This is a genomic window from Streptomyces sp. NBC_00091 (assembly GCF_026343185.1).
Taxonomy (GTDB): domain Bacteria; phylum Actinomycetota; class Actinomycetes; order Streptomycetales; family Streptomycetaceae; genus Streptomyces.
This window is the reverse complement of the sequence record NZ_JAPEMA010000001.1, coordinates 453,506-471,360: the sequence shown is the minus strand read 5'-3', so window position 1 is coordinate 471,360 and position 17,855 is coordinate 453,506. Positions and strand designations below refer to the sequence as shown.

The following is a 17,855-nucleotide window of genomic DNA, read 5'->3' as shown; positions in this document are numbered from 1 at the left end:
GCACGTCGGTGGTGTGCGGGGTCTTGGAGGAAGAGCAATGGGTGACCTGAAGCAGCACAGTCTCATCAAGGCCCAGGAGCGGCTTCGCGATCAGGTCGGCCACGCCCTGCGGGCAGCCCTGATAGCGGGCGAACTGCGCCCGGGCAGCGTCTACTCGGCGCCCGGCCTGGCCGCCGAGCTCGGGGTCTCGGCCACCCCGGTCCGCGAGGCCATGCTCGACCTGGCCCGCGAGGGCCTGGTGGAACCGGTCCGCAACAAGGGCTTCCGGATCACCGAGGTCAGCGAGCGCGACCTGGACCAGTACACCGAACTGCGCACGATGATCGAGGTGCCCACCATCGGCCGGATCACCAAGATCGCCACGGTGGAGCAGCTGGAGGCGCTGCGCCCCGTCGCCGAGGAGATCGTCAGCAACGCCCGCGAGCACAACCTCATCGGCTACCTGGAGGCCGACCGCCGCTTCCACCTCGGCCTCCTCGCCCTCGCGGGCAACGAGCGCCTGGTCGAGACCGTCGGCGACCTGCGCAAGCGCTCCCGGCTCTACGGCCTCACGGGCCTGGACGAGGCCGGCAAGCTGGTCTCCTCCGCCGAGGAGCACATCGAGCTCCTCGACCTGATGCTCACCGGCGACGCGGAGGCCGCCGAGGCCTGCATGCAGCGCCACCTCGGCCACGTCCGCTCCCTCTGGGCCCAGGGCCGCGACGAACCCGTGGGCCGAACCCCGGGCGGCCTCGGCTCGGGCCTGTAACCCCGCCGGGTCCGCAACCCCCGCCCGCCCGCCCCGCCCGGCGCTGATCCCCGTAAGCCCTCAGGGCCCGGACCTTCTGGTCCGGGCCCAACTCGCCTTGCGCTGAAGGCATTTGGACACGGCTGGATAACGGCGGCGGCTACCTCTTGTCAGTGCAATTTCACATTACTATGTTACCGGTCACACCCTAAAGCGCGGCCCTTCCCTGGAGTGACCCATGACCAAGCGCACCCAACTCACCCTTGCCACCGCCCTGGTGGCGACGCTCGTGCTCGGCGTCTCGGGCTGCTCCGACACCAAGAAGGGTCCCGCGGCCGGCGGCGCCTCCAACCCCGCCGCCGCCAACGACGGCAAGGTCCTGGGCGGCACCCCGGTCAAGGGCGGCACCCTCACCGTCCTGTCCAACCAGGACTTCTCCCACCTCGACCCCGCCCGCAACTGGACGCTGCCGACCATCGACTTCGGCACCCGGCTGCTCTACCGCACGCTCGTCACCTTCAAGGCCGAGCCCGGCAAGGCCGGCAGCGAACTGGTCCCCGACCTCGCCACCGACCTGGGCACCCCCTCCAACGGGGGCAGGACCTGGACCTTCACCCTCAAGGAAGGCGTCAAGTACGAGGACGGCACACCCGTCAAGGCCCAGGACGTCAAGTACAACGTCGAGCGCTCCTTCGCCCCCGACCTCACCGGCGGCCCCGACTACGCCGCCCAGTACCTGGCCGGCGCCGAGGGCTACAAGGGCCCCCTCCAGGGCCAGCACCTCGACTCCGTGAAGACCCCCGACGACCGGACGATCGTCTTCGAACTGAAGCGCCCGGTCGCCGAGTTCGCCGCCACCGCCACCCTGCCGACCTTCGCGCCCGTCCCGCAGTCCCAGGAGAAGGGCACCCAGTACGACGCCCGCCCGTTCTCCTCCGGCCCGTACAAGATCGAGTCGTACGACCGCGACAAGAAGCTCGTGCTCGTCCGCAACGAGCACTGGGACCCGAAGACCGACACCGTCCGCAAGGCCTACCCGGACAAGTTCGTCATGGTCATGGGTCTCAAGGGCGGGCAGATCGACGACCGCATCATCGCCGGCGAGGGCCCCGACGCCTCCACCGTGGAGTACCAGGACATGCGGCCCGAGAGCGCCCCCAAGGTGCTGCCGAAGCCCGACGTCAAGGCGCGCCTGCTCGCCGAGTCCCAGGGCTGTACCGAGATGCTCCACCTGAACAACTCCCGCGCCCCCTTCGACGACCCCAAGGTCCGCGAGGCCATGCAGTACGCCGTCGACAAGGAGGCCGTGATCACCGCGGGCGGCGGCCCCGCCCTCAACGAGGTCGCCACCGCCTACCTGCCCCCGGCCCTGTCCGGCGGCAAGCAGGCCGACACCCTCAAGATCGCCCCGTCCGGCGACCCCGCCAAGGCCAAGGAGCTCCTCAAGGCCGCGGGCAAGGAGAACCTGAAGGTCTCCCTCTCCGTCTCCACCGGCGACAAGGCCAAGGCCGAGGCCGTCCAGCAGGGCCTGTCCCGCGCCGGGATCCAGGTCGTCATCGACACCGTCGACCCCGGCGCCTACTACGACGTCATCGGCGACCTCTCCACCACCCCCGACATGACCCTCACCGGCTGGTGCCCCGACTACCCCTCCGGCTCCACCTGGATCCCCTTCGTCTTCGACGGACGCACCATCAAGGACAAGGGCAACCAGGGCAACTACGCCCAGTTCCGCGACGAGGCCACCATGAAGCGGATCGACGAGATCAACGCCATGGCCGACGCCAAGCAGGCCAACCAGGCCTGGATCGACCTCGACGCCGAGATCATGAAGAAGTCCCCGGCCATCCCGGTCCTGCTGGAGCGCAAGCCGCTGCTCGTCGGCCCCAACATCGCCGGCGCCTACGGCCACCCCGTGTGGACCGGCACCATCGACTACGGCACCGTCGGCCTCAAGGACCCCTCGAAGAGCCAGGGCTGAGGCCGCGAGGGACCACAGCGCCATGACCACCACCGCACCGGCATCCGGCGCCCCGGCGCCCGACGCCCCCGCGCCCGGAGACCCGACGCCCGGAGCGCCGGCCAAGGACCTCCCGCCGGGCAGCAGCCCCTGGCAGCTCGCCCGGCGGGAACTGCGCCGCCGCCCCGCCGTCCGCGTCAGCGCCTGCGTCGTCCTCCTGTTCGTCCTGATGGCCGTCACCGCCCCCTGGCTGGGCGCCCTCGGCGGCTGGTCCCCGGAGGAGTTCGACAAGAGCGCCGTCGACCCCTACCTCGGCGGCCTGCCGCTGGGCTCCCTCGGCGGGATCGGCCCCGACCACTGGCTCGGAGTCGAACCCGTCACCGGCCGCGACCTGTTCGCCCGCGTCGTCCACGGAGCCCAGGTCTCCCTCCTCATCGCCTTCGCCGCCACCGCCATCGTCGTCCTCGCCGGAACCGCCGCCGGCATCGCGGCCGGCTACTTCGGCGGCCGAACCGATGCCGTCCTGTCCCGGCTGATGGACCTCACCATGTCCTTCCCCTCGCTGATCTTCATGATCGCGATGCTGTCGGTGGCCAAGGACGTCAACCGGATCCTGCTGATGACCGCCGTCATCGGCCTCTTCGGCTGGCCCGGCGTCGCCCGCGTGGTCCGCGGCCAGACCCTCTCCCTCAAACACCGCGAGTACGTCGACGCCGCCCGCGTCGGCGGCTCGAGCTCCTGGCGGATCCTGACCCGCGACATCCTCCCGGGGGTCTCCGGCCCGGTCATCGCCTACACCACCCTGCTCATCCCCGGCATGATCAGCACCGAGGCCGCCCTCAGCTACCTCGGCGTCGGGGTCCGCCCGCCCACCCCGTCCTGGGGCCAGATGATCGCCGAGTCCGTGGCCTTCTACGAGACCGATCCCATGTACTTCGTCATCCCGAGCGTCTTCCTCTTCCTCGCCGTGCTCGCCTTCACCCTCCTCGGCGACGCCCTGCGCGACATCCTCGACCCGAGGGGCGGCCGCAGTTGATCCTCTACCTCCTGCGCCGGCTCCTGGCCCTGACCGGTGTCCTGCTCGCCATCGCCGCCGTCACCTTCCTCATCTTCTACGTCCTGCCCTCGGACCCGGCCGCCGCGGCCTGCGGCAAGACCTGCAGCGCCGAACGGCTGGCCGACGTACGGCAGTACCTCGGCCTCGACCAGCCCGTGTGGAAGCAGTTCGCCGACTTCCTCACCGGCATCTTCACCGGCCGCACCCTCGGCACCGGCCAGTACGCCGTCCAGTGCGACTTCCCCTGCCTGGGCTACTCGTACGAGAACTCCCTGCCCGTCTGGGACCTGCTGATGGACCGGCTCCCGGTCTCCGCCTCCCTGGCCGTCGGCGCCGCCGCGCTCTGGCTCCTCCTGGGCCTGGGCGCCGGAGTCACCGCCGCCCTGCGCAAGGACACCGCCACCGACAAGGCCCTGATGGTCGGCGCCGTCGCCGCCGCCTCCCTGCCCGTCTACTTCACCTCCGTCCTGCTCATCTACGGAGTCATCCGCACCGCCGGGCTGCTGCCCTACCCCAGCTACCAGGCCCTCACCGACGACCCCCTCGGCTGGGCCGCGAACCTGCTGCTCCCCTGGACCGCGCTCGCCCTGCTCTACGCCGCCATGTACGCGCGCCAGAGCCGCGGCTCGATGATCGAGGCGATGGCCGAGCCGTACATCCGCACCGCCCGCGCCAAGGGCATGCCCGAGCGGACCGTCGTCGTCAAACACGGGCTGCGCTCCGGGATGACCCCGATCCTCACCATCTTCGGCATGGACCTCGGCGGGCTCCTCGCCGGAGCCGTCATCACCGAGTCCATCTTCGGACTCCCCGGCATCGGCAGGCTGTTCTACGGGGCGCTCGTCAGCTCCGACCAGCCCGTGGTCCTCGGCGTCACCCTGCTCGCCGCCTTCTTCATCGTCGTCGCGAACCTCGCCGTCGACCTCCTGTACGCCGTAGTCGACCCGAGGGTGAGGTACTGATGGCCGCCGCACCACCCCTGCTCGAAGTGCGCGATCTGCGCGTCACCTTCACCACCCCGCGCGGCACGGTACGGGCCGTCGACTCGCTCGGCTTCACCGTCGAGGCCGGCCGCACCCTCGGCATCGTCGGCGAATCCGGATCGGGCAAGTCCGTCACCTCCCTCGCCGTCATGGGCCTGCACCGGACCGGCGCCGAGGTCAGCGGCTCCGTCGCCCTCGCGGGGCGGGAGCTCACCGGCCTGCCCGAGAAGGAACTGGCCAAGGTGCGCGGCCGCAGGATGGCCATGATCTTCCAGGACCCGCTGTCCAGCCTGCACCCCTACTACACCGTCGGCGAGCAGATCGCCGAGCACTTCCGGGTGCACTTCCGGGCCGGCCGGGCCGCCGCCCGCAAACGGGCCGTCGACATGCTCGGCGAGGTCGGCATCCCCGAACCGGCCCGCCGGGCGGGGGAGTACCCGCACCAGTTCTCCGGCGGCATGCGCCAGCGCGCGATGATCGCCATGGCCCTGGCCTGCGAACCCGACCTGCTGATCGCCGACGAGCCCACCACCGCCCTCGACGTCACCGTCCAGGCGCAGATCCTCGAGCTGATCGCCCGCCTCCAGCAGGAACGCGGCCTCGGCGTCGTGATGATCACCCACGACTTGGGGGTGGTGGCCCGGGTCGCCCACGAGGTCCTGGTCATGTACGGCGGGCGGGCCGCCGAACAGGCCCCGGCCGACGAGCTGTTCACCGACCCCGCCCACCCCTACACCCGGGGCCTGCTCGACTCCCTGCCCCGCCTCGACAGCGCCGACGACCTCCCGCTGCCCTCCATCCCCGGCTCCCCGCCGTCCCTGCTGCACCCGGCCCCGGGCTGCGCCTTCGCCCCGCGCTGCCCGCGCGCCGCCGCGCGCTGCACCGAGGTCCGCCCGGAACTGGAGGGCTACGGGGACGCACCGGGGCGGACGGTGGCCTGCCACTTCGCCGGCGCCCGTACCGTCGAGGAGGCGGCCCGATGACCACGACCGACCCGCTCCTGTCCGTACGGGACCTGACCATGACCTTCCCCGGCAAGCGGTCGCTGACCGGGCGCCGCGCGGCGCCCGTCCGGGCCGTCGACGGGATCTCCTTCGACCTGGAGGCCGGCCGAACCCTCGGCCTCGTGGGGGAGTCCGGCTGCGGAAAGTCCACCACCGGCCGGATGCTGGTACGGCTGCTGGAACCCACCTCCGGCAGCGTCACCTTCGACGGCCAGGACATCAGCCGGCTGTCCCAGGGGGCCCTGAGGCCCCTGCGCAGGAACATCCAGATGGTCTTCCAGGACCCGCACTCCTCCCTCAACCCCCGCCAGACGGTGGCCCGGATCATCTCCGACCCCCTGCTGGTGCAGGGCTGGAGCGCGGCCGACGCCCGCCGCCGGGCCGCCGAGCTGATGGAGCTGACCGGGCTGATCCCCGAGCACATCGACCGCTACCCGCACGAGTTCTCCGGCGGCCAGGCCCAGCGCATCGGCATCGCCCGCTCGCTGGCCACCAGCCCCCGGCTGGTGATCGCCGACGAGCCGGTCTCCGCCCTCGACGTCTCCGTCCAGGCGCAGATCGTCAACCTGATGGAGCGGCTGCGCGCCGAACTGGGCCTGGCGTACGTGTTCATCGCGCACGACCTGTCGGTCGTCAAACGGGTCAGCGACCGGGTGGCCGTCATGTACCTCGGCCGGATCGTCGAGATCGGGGACAAGAAGTCCCTCTACGAGAACCCGCAGCACCCCTACACCCGGGCGCTGCTGTCCGCCGTTCCGCTGCCCGACCCGGCGGCGGAGCGGCGGCGCGAGCGGATCGTGCTGCTCGGCGACCCGCCGAGCCCGGCCGCCCCGCCCCCGGGCTGCACCTTCCACCCGCGCTGTCCCAAGGCGCAGGAGATCTGCCGCACCGAGCGGCCGTTGCTGCGGCTCGTCGCCTCGCGCGAGGTGGCTTGTCATTTGGTGTAGGCAGAGGGGCCCGGGTGACTGACGGGGATCACGGGAAGCGGGAGGGCCCCGCGGACAACGGCGTCCGCGGGGCCCTTCGGTGTCACCGCCGCTCAGGCCAGTTCGCGGCGGAAGAACTCCAGCTCCAGCGCCATGATCTTCTCCCTCGTTCCGCCCGGGGTCATGTGCGTGACACCGGGCAGCGCCAGCAGCTGGTGCGGGCGGCCCGCGTCCGTCAGGGCCCGGGACAGGCGCAGGGTGTGGGAGGGGTGGACGTTGTCGTCGGCCAGGCCCGTGACCAGCAGCAGCGGCCGGGTCAGCCCGGGCGCGTCGGCGATGAGGGAGTCCCGTTCGTACACCTCCGGGTGCTCCTGCGGGAGCCCCAGGTACCGCTCGGTGTACGCCGTGTCGTAGTGCCGGAAGTCGGTCGGCGCGGCTCCCGCGGCCGCCGCGTGGAAGACGTCCGGGCGGCGCAGCACCGCCATCGCCGACAGGTAGCCGCCGTAGGACCAGCCGCGGATCCCGACCCGGCCGAGGTCGAGGTCGGGGTGCCGCTCGCCGAGCGCCCGCAGCGCGGCGACCTGGTCCTCGAGGGTGACCTCGGAGAAGCCCCGGTACATGGCGTGGGTGAAGGCGGGCGAGACGTACGGGGTGCCCCGGTTGTCGACGGTGACCACGGCGAAGCCCTGGTCGGCCCACCACTGCCGGTGCTGCCAGCGGCGCGGTTCGGCGGACACGTCCTGGAAGCCGGGGCCGCCGTAGCTGTCCATCAGTACGGGCAGCCGCCGGCCGGGGACGTGGCCGCGGGGCAGTACCAGCGCGGTCGGCACACCGTGCTCGGTGACCCGTTCCAGGACCGGCGCCACCCGGTGGGGCAGCGGCGCGGACAGGTCGGCGGGTACGAACGCCCGCCCGTCGGTGGTGCGTACGGTGCGCCGGATCCCGTCGGCGTCGGCGGAGGTCAGCAGCAGCGTCCCGGCCGAGGCGGTGACGCTGTGCACCCCGGGCCCGTCGGCGAGCGGGGTCAGCTCCCCGGTGGCGGGGTCCAGCAGCAGCACCTGCTGCTCGGAGGGGTCCCGCAGGCCGGCCTCGATGAGCAGCAGCCCCTCGTGGATCCCGGCCACCCGGCGGACCTGGATCCCGTCGCCGGTGAGCGGCTTCCCGTCGACGGCGAGGGCGCGCGCGGCCCCGCCGGTGGTGTCGACGGCGGTGAGCATCCGCCCGTCGGGCAGGCGCGCCGGGGTGCCGGGCACGAGCGGGTCCACCCACTGCGGGTGCGTGGTGCGCGACAGCTCCCGGGTGCGGCCGGTGGCCGGGTCGGCGGTGAGCAGCAGGACGCTGCGCTGGAGCCGGTCCTGGACGGTCAGCAGGATCTCCGACGCGCTCTCCCAGCCCGCGTCGGACATGTACGGGTAGGTGTCGGCGTCCCAGTCGAGCCGTACCCGGGCCCCGTCCGGGCCGAGCACCCAGAGCTGCACGTCGGCGTTGGGGCCGCCCGCCTCGGGGTAGGCGAAGTCCTCGGCCGGGAGTTCCGGGTGCGCCGGGTCGGCGAAGTGGCGGCGCTGGAGGGCGCTCTCGTCGACGCGGGCGGCGAGCAGGGTGACCCCGTCGGGGGACCACCAGTGGCCCCGGGGCCGGTCGAGTTCCTCGGCGGCGGCGAACTCCGCGACGCCCCACCGGGCCCCGTCGGCGGGGCTGATCCGGCCGCCGGGCGCGAGGTGCAGGGCGTCGTCCGCGACGTAGGCGGTGCGCGAGCCGTCGGCGTTCGGGCGCGGGTCCAGGGCGGGGCCGGCGGTGGGGATCTCCACGGGCGCGCCGCTCCCGTCGCGGGTGACCCCGTACAGCCGTCCGTGGAGCGGGAAGACGGCGCGGAGGCCGTCGCCGGAGAGGGCGTACGAGCCGATCCCGGTGGCCACGAGCCGGGTGCGCTCGCGCAGTCGGCGCTCGGCGACGGGGAGCCGGCCCGGCTCGGGGGACAGCTCGCGCGGGTCGGCGAGCCGGGTTTCGGCGCCGGTGGCGGTGTCGAGGACCCAGAGGCTTTCGAGGGGGTCGGTGGGGCCCGTCGAGCGCAGGAACCACAGGAGGCGGCCGTCGTCGCCGAAGGAGAAGGCGCGGGGTGAACCGTGGGTGAACCGGGCCGTTTCGGCGGAGAGCCTGAGGAAATCGTCCATGATCTCAGTGTGGCATGTACAATGTCACACAGCATAGACCATTCGAGTGGTGACCCCCGGTCGGCGGGCATAGCGTCGACTAGTGGACCCGAACGCACTGCCGAACAACAACGGGACCGACGGCAAGGTCCGCGGGAGCGGAAACGGGCTGGCCCTGGTCGTGATCGCCTCCTGCCAGCTCATGGTCGTTCTCGACATCACCATCGTGAACATCGCGCTACCACACATCCAGACCGCGCTCGACTTCTCCACCGAGAGCCTGTCGTGGGTGGTCAACGCCTACACCCTCACCTTCGGCGGGCTGCTCCTCCTCGGCGGGCGCACCGGGGACATCCTCGGCAGGAAACGCGTCTTCATCTTCGGCGTGCTGCTCTTCGGCCTGGCCTCGCTCCTCGGCGGCCTCGCCCAGAACGCGGGCCAGCTGATGGCCGCCCGGGCCCTCCAGGGCGTCGGCGGAGCCATCGCCTCCCCGACCTCGCTCGCGCTGATCACCACCACCTTCCGCGAAGGCCCCGCGCGCAACCGGGCCTTCGGGGTGTTCGCCGCCGTCTCGGCCGGCGGCGGTGCGATCGGACTCCTCGCGGGCGGGGTGCTCGTCGAATGGCTCAACTGGCGCTGGGTGCTCTTCGTGAACGTCCCGATCGCCGTACTGATCGCCCTGCTGGCCTCGAAGGTCCTGCGCGAGTCCGCACCCCACCCCGGACACTTCGACTTCGCGGGCGCGCTGCTGGGCACCTGCGGCATGGTCGCCCTCGTCTACGGCTTCATCCGCGCCTCCCAGGAGGGCTGGCGCGACGGATTCACGCTCGGCTCCTTCGCCGCCGCCGTGGTCCTGCTGGTCCTGTTCGTCCTCAACGAGCGGCGCTCGCCCCAGCCGATCACCCCGCTGCACATGTTCGCCGACCGCAACCGGGCCGGGACGTACGGGATCATGCTCTTCCTCGCCTGCGCGATCTTCGGCATGTTCTTCTTCCTGACCCTGTTCGTGCAGAACGTCCTCGGCTTCAGCCCGCTGCGGGCCGGCCTCGCCTTCCTGCCGGTCAGCGTGATGGTCGCGGTGGCGGCCGGGACCGCCTCACAACTGCTGCCGAAGTACGGGCCCAAGCCCTTCATGGTCACCGGCGCGCTGTGCTGCGCGGCCGGACTGGGCTGGCTCACGCTCACCGACATCCACTCGACCTACCTCGGCAGCATCCTCGGCCCGATCCTCGTCTTCGCCACCGGCATGGGACTGCAGTTCGTCTCGCTGACCCTGATGGCCCTGTCCGACGTGCCCGACCGGGAGTCCGGCGCCGCGTCCGGGCTGCTCAACTCGATGCAGCAGGTGGGCGGGTCCCTCGGGCTGTCGATCCTGGTCACCGTCTTCGGCACGGCCAGCCGCAACGAGGCCAAGGACCAGGTGACGGCCTTCCTCGGCGCCGCGAGCCCCGAGCAGAAGGCCTTCTTCGCCCGCACCGGACAGCTCCCCAAGCCCTGGGCCGACCAGGTGCTCGCCTCGGGGGTGAGCGCTTCCTTCGTGGCGGCGGCGCTCTTCACCCTGGTCGGGGCGGTGATCGCGGTCTTCGCGATCCAGGTGCGGCCCTCGGACCTGGAACGCCTCCAGGGCAATCACACCCCGGCCGCCGTCCAGGAGGATCCGGGCAGGTAGGGTCGCCTGATCATCGAAAACCGGGGGGAAAACCGATGTTCCGATCCACCATGCGCGGCGCCGCCGCCACGGCCCTGACCGTCACCCTGGCGGCCTTCACCGTCTCCTGCGGAAGCGGCGCGGACCCGAAGGCCACCTCGCCCGCCTCGCCGTCGGCCTCCGTCCCTGCCTCCGCTTCCGCCGCCCGCGTGCCGTCCGCGGCCGCCGGCTCCGCGGGTACGGGCGGTCCCGCGCCCACCACCGCGCCCACCACCGGGCCCACGGCCTCGCGGACCCCGGCCGGCGACCCGGCCTCCCCGCCGCCCGAGCTCGTCCGGGACGCCTTCGCCGGCCTCCAGGCGACCCTGAACGACTCCTGCACCCCGGGCAACTGCGCCTACTTCCTCGGCCGGGTCTACGACGAACTCCACCGCCTGGACCGCGCGATGAAGGCCGACCCGAAGGGCCCCGGCCACTTCCCCGAGCCGATCGCCCTGATCGCGAAGCTCGACAGGGAACTCGGCGGCGACCGCACCTTCGAGAACCTGAAGAAGCACCAGAGCGCCCTGACCGGCACCCGGGACGAGATCAACAGCTGGATGCAGGACCACCCCGACGACTACCGCTGACCGCAGGCCCTTACACGTCCACGCGGCGGATCCGGCAGCGCGCCGGGCCCTCCGCCCGCAGGGTGATCCCGGCGCTCACCGGGATCTCCCGGTCCACGGCCTCGAACTCGTAGGCGCGCAGGACCATCGCCAGCGCGATCACCGACTCCAGCATCGAGAAGTGCTGCCCGATGCAGGCGCGCGGGCCGCCGCCGAAGGGGAACCAGGCGTAGCGGTGGCGGCCGGCCTCGGCCTCCGGCGCGAAGCGGTCGGGGTCGAACCGGTCCGGGTCGCTCCAGTAACGGGGGTGGCGGTGCGTCACCCAGGGGGCCAGGATCACATCGGCGCCCGCCGGGATGGTGTGCCCCCCGACCTCGGTGGCGGCGACGGCCTTGCGGCCGATCACCGGGGCGGCGGGGTAGAGCCGCATCGCCTCCTTGAGCACCTGGGTGAGGTACGGGAGGCGCTCGAGGTCGGAGGCCTCCGGCGTACGGTCGCCCAGCACCCGCGCGATCTCCTCGCGGGCCCGGGCCTGCTCCTCGGGGTGGCGGCCGAGCAGGTGCAGGGCGAAGGCCAGCGAGGTGGCGGTCGTCTCGTGCCCGGCCAGCAGGAAGACGAGCACCTGGTCGCGGAGTTCGGCGGCGTCGAAGGTGCCGTCGTCGGCGCTCTGCGCGCCGGCCAGCAGCGTCAGCAGGTCCTCGCCCTCCTCCCGGCCCGGGGCCGCCCCGCGCCGCTCGGAGATGATCCGGTCGCAGACGGCGTACAGCTCGTCCATCGCGGCGGCGGCCCGCCGGTTGCCCGGGGTCGGCCAGGTGCGCGGGAAGCTGGCGGGGGAGTAGCCGCGGCGCAGTACGTACTCCGTGATGACCGGAAAGCATCGGTGGACGACGTCGACGGTGGTGTCCACGTCGGCGCCGAAGAGGATCCGCGACACCGCGCGCAGGGCCAGGTGCATCATCTCGGCGGAGACGTCGACGATCCCGTCCCGGGCCTTCGACCAGGCGCTGAGGGTGGCCTCGGTCTCGGCGGCGACGGCCCCGGCGTAGCCGTCGACGCGTCGGCGGGTGAACAGCGGCTGCACCAGCCGGCGCTGGCGCAGGTAGTCCTCGTCCTGGCTGGTCAGCAGGCCGTTGCCGAAGGAGTCCCGGAGCTCCTGGTAGAAGAGGTTGTCCTTGCGGAAGTTGGCCGCCTCCGTGGCCAGCACCCGCTGGGCGCCCTCCGCCGAGAAGACGCAGTACAGCTCCGCGCGCAGCCCGGGCGGGCCGGCGCTGATCCGTACGACGTCCCCGTGCCGCTGCCGGGCGCGCAGATAGGTGCCGAGGGAGTCCGACTTCAGGTCGAAGAGCGACCCGAGCAGCGGCACCCCCTCGAGGTCGGGAATCCCCGCCCCCGCCCCGTCCGTCTCCGGTCCTGTCCCTACCGCCATCGCCGCCCCCTCGACACCGTCCGATGGGGCGATTCTGCCCGCCCCGCCCCGCTCCGGGCGAGGCCCTACGAGCCATCCGGCCGAATCCCGCCACCCGCCCGCGCTAGGGGGTCTCCAGGTAGGAGACCGTGATCGGCCGGTGCCGACCTGTGGCGAGATTCCGCCCCCGCCGCCTAAAGCCTCCTCTAGCGTGTCTGGATCCTGACATCAGGGCACCAACCAGCGTGGAGGTAAGACGAGTTGGACGTTTCCCAGCACGTCGAATGGGCGCGGTCCATGTTTCCTTTCCCGGACGGGGCGACGTACCCCGGCATTGAGTCGTGCACCACCGGGGCACTCCGGGCGGCCCGGCACCTCGCCGTCGCCTACAACTTGCACCGCAAGGGGCGGCCCGTCGACGACGTCCGCTACTACCTCGGTGCGGGGCTAAAGGGGATGGGCGTCGAACTGGAGAACCAGGGCGGGGCGAAGCAAGCCGTGCTCGCCCTCCAGGTCGGACATCTGGTCCTGCTCGGTGACCCCGATGCCGACAGCTCCCGTGGAGCGGAAATCTCCCGCAACCGCGAGATCTGTGCCCAGAGACTGCAGGACCTGGGAGCGCTCCAGCTCCACGACTTGCCGCCCCGCCCTGACGAACCGATCTGGGACCTCGCCGAGATCCTGACCTCGGACCCCGCGGACATCCCGGCCCCGAGGACGACGCCTCTCGCGCGCCCGAGGGCCAGGTTCGACGAAATCGAGGAGTCCGACGAGGGTCCGGGGGAGCCCGAGGACGACGAGGACTCCGAGGGCGTCGGCGGGCACGAACGGTTCACGCCCAGGCTGCTGCGGAGTGAAGCCGCTACCGCCGCAGAGCTCGTGGATGAACTGGCCGCGCACTGGTCGCCAGACCGGGCTCCCGCCGACGAGCGGATCGAGGAGATGCTCGCGTACTTCAGGGAGGTGAGCAGGCACCATGGAGCCTTCGACCGGGAACTCGGGAGGCGTCTCGAGGAGGACGCGAAGGCGGTCCTGGCGTACTTCCCCCAGGGCATTCCATCCGACCTCAGGGACCTGCAGAACCTGGCCCGTTCCATGAGGAACTTCGCCACCCAGACGAAGGCCCTGGACGAGCGTCGGCTGCGCTGGGTGATCTCGGCCACCGCCAACCATTGGATGTGGAAGGTGGACAACGGCCTCCCCACGAACCGGCCGCACGTCCTCCATGACCTCATGGGCTATCTGACGGCCTTCCTCAGCAGCAACCTGAGGTTCATGGACCCGGCCCGCGACCTGATCCTCGACTGCGCGGAGATCCAGCTCCGCGTCGCGCACCAGGTCCCGCCGGTGTTCTTCGAGCGCTACCCCACTCTGCGGTTCAACGTGCTGGCCTCCGTCGGCACGTACCTCATGCTCTCTGGGCCCAACCCCGCTCTTCCCCAGGAGAGCAACCGCGACCCGCGGGTGTATACGGCCGGGAAGACCGACCGGTCGACCTGGCCCGAGCTGCTTCTCCGCCACTGGCAGAAGGAGGGCAGCCGCAACGGCGCCTGCTTCGCGCTCGCCTGCGTCTCCGGATGGGACGAGACGTGCGCGCACTGGGTCATCGATGTGGTATTCGACCACTCGGCGAACTCTGAAGGGCAGGCGGAGCGGGGCGAGTGGAAGGAAGGCGTCAGCACGCTGCTCGAGACGGCGGGCAAGGTGCGCGTCGCGAGCAACCCGTGGACCTATGACAGCGCCGCGACTCCTCGTGGCACGTCCCTGGTTACCGCCGCTGGCGGAGCTGTCCGGATCCCGACGCCCGTCCTGCGGGCCGTGGTGGCGCAGGGGCTGTCCCACGGCGAGGTGGTCACCGTGCACGGCCGGCTCTTCAAGGACCGCCGGATGCCCACCTACCTGCTGACCACCCGCTACGGCCCCCGGTCCGTCCTGAAGATCGACCAGCGGGACAAGGTGTTGCGGGAGGAAGCCAATTTTCGGACGTTCGCGAAGCGGCTCCATCCCAACAACCGGCCGAGCGAATGCGATGCCAAGGCGATGGAGATGTATCTCGGTGACAACGGCGACCCGCTGCGCGCCGTCGAGACAGCCTATGCGTTCGAGGAGGGTGAGACCCCGCGCACGCTGACCTCCTGGATCCGTACGGCATCCCCCGACATGGCGGTTAAGACCATCGAGAAGTTGCTCCTGACTAACATGAGGCCCTGGCTCGCCCACAGCCGCCGCGACCGAATCGACCTCCGGGCGGAGTACCCCGTCTTCCGGCCGGCGCCCGCTCCGCGGAAGCAGTCTCCCGCAAGCTGGGCGAGGACCGAGCTGAGGGCGCTCACGGCGGACGCCGTGAAGGCCGACCTCGGCATGGAGCTCACACCTGAAGTGCAGGACACCAGCGCGTGGGGCGAGTCCGCTCCCGGGCTGCGGAAGGCGATGGCGCAGCTCTCTGGAGTGGCGACGGTCAACCCGCTCTGGTTCGCCGCCGAGCTCTCCGAGACGGGCCAGGGCATGTTCGAGGAGATCATCAACTCCTTCGACATCGGGCTACTCGACTTCGACACCACTCTGGTGCTGGCCCACGGCGACCTGCATCTTGACAACGTGCTGTGCACGCTCAGTAACGAGCAGCCCAAACCCGTGCTCATCGACTTTGAGAGCGCGCACGACGGCCATGTGTGCAAGGACTTCGCGCGGCTCGAGGCGAGCCTGCTGTGCCAGGTGTTCACCTGGGACCAGGAGGCCGCCGGGCGGGTGGCGTCTTGGATCGCCAGCGTGCTTGCCGGCGAGAAGGGGGAGCTGCTGCCCCGGCCAGCCGGCACGAGCGAGAAGCTCACTGCGGAGGAGCAACTCATGCTGCAGGTCACGCGCCGGATCCGGGAGATCACCATCGGATGCGGCCAGGGACACTGGCCCGTAACGGTGGACGAGTACCACCTCGCGCTCGCCGGAGCGCTGCTGCCCATGGTGCGCTATTCCACGCTCACGCTCGAGCAGCGGAAGTTCGCCCTGACGCTCAGTACGGTGATCACCTCCGCGCTGTGGCACAAGTGGAACGCGGCTGTACGGCTGCAGAAGGGTAGTTGACCTGTGAACGCTTGGATAGGCACCCTGATTGCGCTCTGCGCGCTCGCCGTGTCGGCTGTCACCGCGTACGTCCAGCACCGCGCGCGCAAGCGCGAGAAGCTCGCCGCCGAGGTGACCGCCTACTTCCACCGCACGTCCGAGTTCGCCAAGATCAAGCTGCCCGACGGGACTATCCGGCAGGCCGGATACCACCTGGTGGTCTGGAACCACGGTCCCGCGTCGGCTGAGCAGGTGGACCTAGAAGTCAAGGACGTCAGGGGCGGTGCGGTGGAACTGGCGGACTCCCCGCAGGACGAGTTCCCGCTCCTGCGGCTCGACAAGGGGGCCCGCTATCCCGTGCCGTGGATTCCGGTGGCGGATGCGCACCGCGGAGCGCGCCGCTTCACCGTCCACGTGCGCTGGCAGGACGGGAACGGGACGCAGGAGCGGATCCTGCCGATGAGGCGGGGTCAGACGAACGTCTGACCCTCCTCCACTGCGAGATCGCCACCCTGGAGGCTGGGACCGGCTGCGGCCTGAACGCCAGCGCACACAAATCGGCCCCTACGCCCGGGATCCTGGCGAGGGGGCTGATCTTCGATCTGAAAGCTACTGACGGGTTGCCGCTGGTGACCGTCGTATCCAGCGTCCCCCCGAACGCCATCCACGCGGTGCCCACCGGGCCACCCATCAAACGCAGAGGCCCCCTCGCGCTCTGCGGAGAGTGAGGGGGCCTCGGTTTCCGCCCGATTTCCTAGATGTCCCTGAAGATCTCGATCTGGGCGCCGACCGAGTTGAGGCGTTCCGCGAGTTCCTCGTAGCCGCGGTTGATGACGTAGACGTTGCGCAGGACCGAGGTGCCTTCGGCGGCCATCATGGCGAGGAGGACGACCACCGCGGGGCGCAGGGCCGGCGGGCACATCATCTCGGCCGCGCGCCAGCGGGTGGGGCCCTCGACCAGGACCCGGTGGGGGTCCAGGAGCTGGAGGCGGCCGCCGAGGCGGTTGAGGTCGGTCAGGTAGATGGCCCGGTTGTCGTACACCCAGTCGTGGATCAGGGTCTGGCCCTGGGCGACCGCGGCGATGGCGGCGAAGAACGGGACGTTGTCGATGTTCAGCCCCGGGAAGGGCATCGGGTGGATCTTGTCGATCGGGGCTTCGAGCTTCGAGGGGCGGACGGTGAGGTCGACCAGGCGGGTGCGGCCGTTGTCGGCCACGTACTCCGCCGAGCGGTCGTGGTCGAGGCCCATCTCCTCCAGGACCGCGAGCTCGATCTCCATGAACTCGATCGGGACGCGGCGGATCGTCAGCTCCGACTCGGTGACCACCGCGGCGGCCAGCAGGCTCATCGCCTCGACCGGGTCCTCGGAGGGGGAGTAGTCCACGTCCACGTCGATGTTCGGGATGCCGTGGACGGTGAGGGTGGTCGTGCCGATGCCCTCGACCTCGACGCCCAGCGCCTCCAGGAAGAAGCACAGGTCCTGGACCATGTAGTTGGAGGAGGCGTTGCGGATGACGGTGACGCCGTCATGGCGGGCCGCGGCCAGCAGGGCGTTCTCGGTGACCGTGTCCCCGCGTTCGGTCAGCACGATCGGGCGGTCCGGGGAGACCCCGGCGAGGACCTGGGCGTGGTAGATGCCCTCGGTCGCGGTGATGTCCAGGCCGAAGCGGCGCAGGGCGATCATGTGGGGCTCGATGGTGCGGGTGCCGAGGTCGCAGCCGCCGGCGTACGGGAGCTGGAAGGAGTCCATCCGGTGCAGCAGGGGGCCCAGGAACATGATGATGCTCCGGGTCCGGACGGCCGCTTCCGCGTCGATGGACTCCATGTCGAGACGGGCCGGCGGGGCGATCTCCAGGTCCACGCCCTCGTTGATCCAGCGGGTGCGGACACCGATGGAGTTCAGGACTTCGAGGAGCCGGTAGACCTCCTCGATGCGGGCCACCCGCCGCAGGACGGTGCGGCCCTTGTTGAGCAGGGAGGCGCACAGCAGCGCCACGCACGCGTTCTTGCTCGTCTTGACGTCGATGGAGCCGGAGAGGCGACGGCCGCCGACCACGCGCAGGTGCATCGGTCCGGCGTAGCCCAGGGAGACGATCTCGCTGTCGAGTGCTTCACCGATTCGGGCGATCATCTCAAGGCTGATGTTCTGGTTGCCGCGTTCGATGCGGTTCACGGCGCTCTGGCTGGTGCCGAGGGCGTCGGCGAGCTGACTCTGTGTCCAGCCCCGGTGCTGCCGGGCGTCACGGATGAGCTTGCCGATGCGTACGAGGTAGTCGTCTGCCATGGGGGCACCGTATCTCAGATATGAGATGAGGCTGGCGGGGGGT

13 protein-coding genes are annotated in these 17,855 nt (G+C 71.1%); 10 read left to right on the top strand and 3 right to left on the bottom strand.

The annotated features are described in order from the left end of the window. The first annotated feature begins 37 nt into the window (after positions 1 to 37). From OOK34_RS02005 to OOK34_RS01980, 6 genes are all read left to right on the top strand, one after another. Positions 38 to 748, top strand: a complete 711-nt coding sequence (locus OOK34_RS02005) for a GntR family transcriptional regulator (RefSeq protein WP_267032131.1) — start codon at positions 38 to 40, stop codon at positions 746 to 748. Positions 749 to 965: 217 nt separating this feature from the next. After that, positions 966 to 2,708, top strand: coding sequence for an ABC transporter substrate-binding protein (locus tag OOK34_RS02000; protein ID WP_267032130.1), 1,743 nt, complete (start codon positions 966 to 968; stop codon positions 2,706 to 2,708). A 22-nt stretch (positions 2,709 to 2,730) separates the two neighbouring features. Continuing rightward, positions 2,731 to 3,723 carry an ABC transporter permease gene (locus OOK34_RS01995; protein WP_267032129.1) on the top strand — a complete coding sequence of 331 codons (993 nt, stop codon included), beginning with the start codon at positions 2,731 to 2,733 and terminating at the stop codon, positions 3,721 to 3,723. Continuing rightward, complete coding sequence (locus OOK34_RS01990; protein ID WP_267032128.1) at positions 3,720 to 4,706, top strand: ABC transporter permease; 987 nt, start codon at positions 3,720 to 3,722, stop codon at positions 4,704 to 4,706. Before OOK34_RS01995 ends, OOK34_RS01990 begins: the two co-directional genes overlap by 4 nt. Continuing rightward, on the top strand, positions 4,706 to 5,710 hold the full coding sequence (locus OOK34_RS01985) for an ABC transporter ATP-binding protein (protein WP_267032127.1): 1,005 nt from the start codon (positions 4,706 to 4,708) through the stop codon (positions 5,708 to 5,710). Before OOK34_RS01990 ends, OOK34_RS01985 begins: the two co-directional genes overlap by 1 nt. Then, positions 5,707 to 6,678, top strand: coding sequence for an ABC transporter ATP-binding protein (locus OOK34_RS01980; protein WP_267032126.1), 972 nt, complete (start codon positions 5,707 to 5,709; stop codon positions 6,676 to 6,678). Before OOK34_RS01985 ends, OOK34_RS01980 begins: the two co-directional genes overlap by 4 nt. A 92-nt stretch (positions 6,679 to 6,770) precedes the next feature. On the opposite strand, the gene OOK34_RS01975 is transcribed toward OOK34_RS01980, so the two are convergent. Next, positions 6,771 to 8,828 carry a prolyl oligopeptidase family serine peptidase gene (locus OOK34_RS01975; RefSeq protein ID WP_267032125.1) on the bottom strand — a complete coding sequence of 686 codons (2,058 nt, stop codon included), beginning with the start codon at positions 8,826 to 8,828 and terminating at the stop codon, positions 6,771 to 6,773. A gap of 82 nt (positions 8,829 to 8,910) precedes the next feature. Here OOK34_RS01975 and OOK34_RS01970 point away from each other — a divergent pair, with 82 nt between their 5' ends. After that, on the top strand, positions 8,911 to 10,476 hold the full coding sequence (locus OOK34_RS01970; RefSeq protein ID WP_267032124.1) for an MFS transporter: 1,566 nt from the start codon (positions 8,911 to 8,913) through the stop codon (positions 10,474 to 10,476). A gap of 35 nt (positions 10,477 to 10,511) precedes the next feature. Then, on the top strand, positions 10,512 to 11,084 hold the full coding sequence (locus OOK34_RS01965; protein ID WP_267032123.1) for a hypothetical protein: 573 nt from the start codon (positions 10,512 to 10,514) through the stop codon (positions 11,082 to 11,084). Between the two features lie 10 nt (positions 11,085 to 11,094). Here the strand turns inward: OOK34_RS01965 and OOK34_RS01960 are convergent, their stop codons facing one another. Beyond that, the gene (locus OOK34_RS01960; protein WP_267032122.1) at positions 11,095 to 12,489 is read right to left on the bottom strand and encodes a cytochrome P450; all 1,395 of its coding nucleotides are present in this window, start codon (positions 12,487 to 12,489) and stop codon (positions 11,095 to 11,097) included. 240 nt (positions 12,490 to 12,729) lie between these two features. Here OOK34_RS01960 and OOK34_RS01955 point away from each other — a divergent pair, with 240 nt between their 5' ends. Both OOK34_RS01955 and OOK34_RS01950 read left to right on the top strand, forming a co-directional pair. Next, entirely contained in the window at positions 12,730 to 15,549 is a 2,820-nt protein-coding gene (locus tag OOK34_RS01955) for a phosphotransferase (RefSeq protein WP_267032121.1), read from the top strand. Positions 15,550 to 15,552: 3 nt separating this feature from the next. Next, positions 15,553 to 16,014, top strand: coding sequence for a hypothetical protein (locus OOK34_RS01950; RefSeq protein WP_267032120.1), 462 nt, complete (start codon positions 15,553 to 15,555; stop codon positions 16,012 to 16,014). Between the two features lie 268 nt (positions 16,015 to 16,282). Here the strand turns inward: OOK34_RS01950 and OOK34_RS01945 are convergent, their stop codons facing one another. Beyond that, complete coding sequence (locus OOK34_RS01945; protein WP_267032119.1) at positions 16,283 to 17,812, bottom strand: UDP-N-acetylglucosamine 1-carboxyvinyltransferase; 1,530 nt, start codon at positions 17,810 to 17,812, stop codon at positions 16,283 to 16,285. Between the last annotated feature and the right edge of the window lie 43 nt (positions 17,813 to 17,855).